Below are 1,997 nucleotides of genomic sequence, written 5' to 3'. Positions count from 1 at the left end.
TGCCTCCATTGCGCTGGGCACTGGCGATATCGACTGCGTTTATCACTTTGCACTTTATGAACTTCAAGAGACGTTATCGACGCTGGGTATGGATGACGCTGCCGACCTGCTAGACGTGATGGTGGATGGCAAGCGGTTAAAAGACATCAGCGATCTGCCGCTCGATTTGGCAATTTGAAATAGGCTCAACCAGACCGCCCATGATAGCCACCATGGACGCCCTGAATGAGAAGATGAGAAAAGACACAGTACGCCTCGGCCTATCGGAAAAGAACGCCCCCTGGCACCCCCGCTGCGCGAACCGAAGCCCGCGCTATACGACGCACTGGGATGAGCTGATGAGGGCGTATACGGATGAGGGGGCGGCTCTAAACAAGCGAAAACAGTGTAAAAATCCAAGAAGGAATAACATTTAGACCTTTTTAACTGCGATATTTTAGCAATTATCAAGGTATATTAGAGCCCTCTTCGACAGGTGGCTCAATTGTTTTATTTGAACTATAAGCTTTTAAATTATCCTCATCTAGTTTCTGCTGATCAGACGCTTCCTTAAGCAAAAGCGCAGGAATAAGAGCAACCAAGACAGTCCATATTTGCCAGAATGTTAAAACATATAACATACCAAATGAAAATCGCCTCAGGTATTCAGAATTTGCAACCAAATAATCAATCTGCTTGGCTAACGGAGCAAGTATGCCAATCAGAAGAATAATACATAAAATAATAGTTGAATGAACGATTGGGGAAAATAGTTTACCTATCCCTTCGCCGGCAGATACAGCCAAAGGCGAAGGTGATTTTCTGTTTAAAATACCCTTCATTCTTTCAGGATATATTATTGCAAACCATGCCCCAACAACAGCAAATATTATAGCAGCTGTATTTCTAAGCGCTTCAAACAAAGGCCATTGATCTGAAAAACTCACATTCTCACCAAAATACCACCCAAGACAAAAACCAGCGAGAAGCAATATCAAAGCAGCCAGATTAAAAATTAAAGTATTCATATTATACTCGTGATAATAGATTGCTTAGTGGTAAGCTCATCAATCAAACTCTGCGCTTCAACTACTTCATCACTACTTCTATTAACATCCAAGTCAAATGTATCCCTAGCCAAAGAACTGCTAAGCCAATAAGTTTTATTCATCTCACCCTTAAACTGGAATCCATAGTCATCCCATTCTGAACGACTATGACCACCAGAGGCTTCCCAATCATAGATTATGGATTTAATTTCTTTATAATCCAAGTCTATAGGTAGTTCGTAGCAAACATTAACTTCTTGAGCTGGCAGGTTATACTTAATATTGACAGTTCTTTTTATTATATTAACCATGCTCTCCAAAAACTTTTTTCTCGGTACTATTTTTCATTTCCAACTTGGTCTTTCGAATCACTTTTTCGAGTTTAGCGCAATTGTTCAGAATATGCTGTATTTCACCTGGCTTCCTTACAATACTCATTCGAAATTGTGATCTAAGATTATCATAGCAATTACCAGCATCATCAACATACCTTACAACCTTATAACCATTATTATTAAATGGAGTAAAAACAACATATTTTGAAAATGGATCTATAAATGACTCGACATACTTTTCAAGCTCTTTTCGAGCCACTAAGTTGTGCTGAAATTGAATTGAAGCACATACTGAAAGAGAGGGAATGAACCAAAAATATGTCGCAAATCCGGGTATAGTTCCTTTTTTATATGGATTCATTGTCACTGAAGCAGAACCCACGCTTGAGTTCGGATCAACAGACGCAACAGCTCCAGAAGTTGAAGGAACCTGATTCCAGATTGTAATTAAATAATTGCTTTTCTTCTTTCTAATATCAAACAAATATGCTGGCATTATCTGCGAGCTTTTTTTACTTGATAAGTGACAGTTTGTGCCAAACCTTTCCCTGACCATGATAAAAGATCATCTAAAATTGATGTAAGATTACCGGCAGCAGGCTGACTATTACCATATTCATAAAGCCCTGATTTA

The 1,997-nt window shown here is 39.3% G+C and carries 5 protein-coding genes; 2 read left to right on the top strand and 3 right to left on the bottom strand.

Going from position 1 to position 1,997, the window contains the following annotated elements; translation table 11 throughout:
• Positions 1-7: 7 nt before the first annotated feature.
• Together B7L72_RS19140 and B7L72_RS16575 are read left to right on the top strand one after the other, a co-directional pair.
• On the top strand, positions 8-178 hold the full coding sequence (locus B7L72_RS19140; RefSeq protein WP_446718579.1) for an NgoMIV family type II restriction endonuclease: 171 nt from the start codon (positions 8-10) through the stop codon (positions 176-178).
• 22 nt (positions 179-200) lie between these two features.
• Positions 201-416, top strand: coding sequence for a DUF4113 domain-containing protein (locus B7L72_RS16575; protein ID WP_081195572.1), 216 nt, complete (start codon positions 201-203; stop codon positions 414-416).
• A 30-nt stretch (positions 417-446) separates the two neighbouring features.
• Here the strand turns inward: B7L72_RS16575 and B7L72_RS16570 are convergent, their stop codons facing one another.
• From B7L72_RS16570 to B7L72_RS18390, 3 genes are read right to left on the bottom strand one after another with little or no spacing between them, the layout of a single operon-like run.
• The gene (locus tag B7L72_RS16570) at positions 447-1,007 is read right to left on the bottom strand and encodes a hypothetical protein (protein WP_081195571.1); all 561 of its coding nucleotides are present in this window, start codon (positions 1,005-1,007) and stop codon (positions 447-449) included.
• Positions 1,004-1,339, bottom strand: coding sequence for a hypothetical protein (locus tag B7L72_RS16565; protein WP_081195570.1), 336 nt, complete (start codon positions 1,337-1,339; stop codon positions 1,004-1,006). Before B7L72_RS16565 ends, B7L72_RS16570 begins: the two co-directional genes overlap by 4 nt.
• Entirely contained in the window at positions 1,332-1,859 is a 528-nt protein-coding gene (locus B7L72_RS18390) for a hypothetical protein (RefSeq protein WP_139788525.1), read from the bottom strand. The genes B7L72_RS16565 and B7L72_RS18390 overlap by 8 nt, the downstream gene beginning before the upstream one ends.
• Between the last annotated feature and the right edge of the window lie 138 nt (positions 1,860-1,997).

This window comes from Halomonas sp. BC1, assembly GCF_002078135.1.
Taxonomy (GTDB): Bacteria; Pseudomonadota; Gammaproteobacteria; order Pseudomonadales; family Halomonadaceae; genus Vreelandella; species Vreelandella stevensii.
The sequence above is the reverse complement of the archived record's forward strand: the minus strand, read 5'-3'. Positions and strand labels throughout refer to the sequence as shown.

Bases quoted from the DNA above. Each gene is read 5' to 3' on its own strand.
- B7L72_RS16575 (WP_081195572.1), top strand. From the start codon at position 201: ATGATAGCCACCATGGACGCCCTGAATGAGAAGATGAGAAAAGACACA.
- B7L72_RS16570 (WP_081195571.1), bottom strand. From the start codon at position 1,007: ATGAATACTTTAATTTTTAATCTGGCTGCTTTGATATTGCTTCTCGCT.
- B7L72_RS16565 (WP_081195570.1), bottom strand. From the start codon at position 1,339: ATGGTTAATATAATAAAAAGAACTGTCAATATTAAGTATAACCTGCCA.
- B7L72_RS18390 (WP_139788525.1), bottom strand. From the start codon at position 1,859: ATGCCAGCATATTTGTTTGATATTAGAAAGAAGAAAAGCAATTATTTA.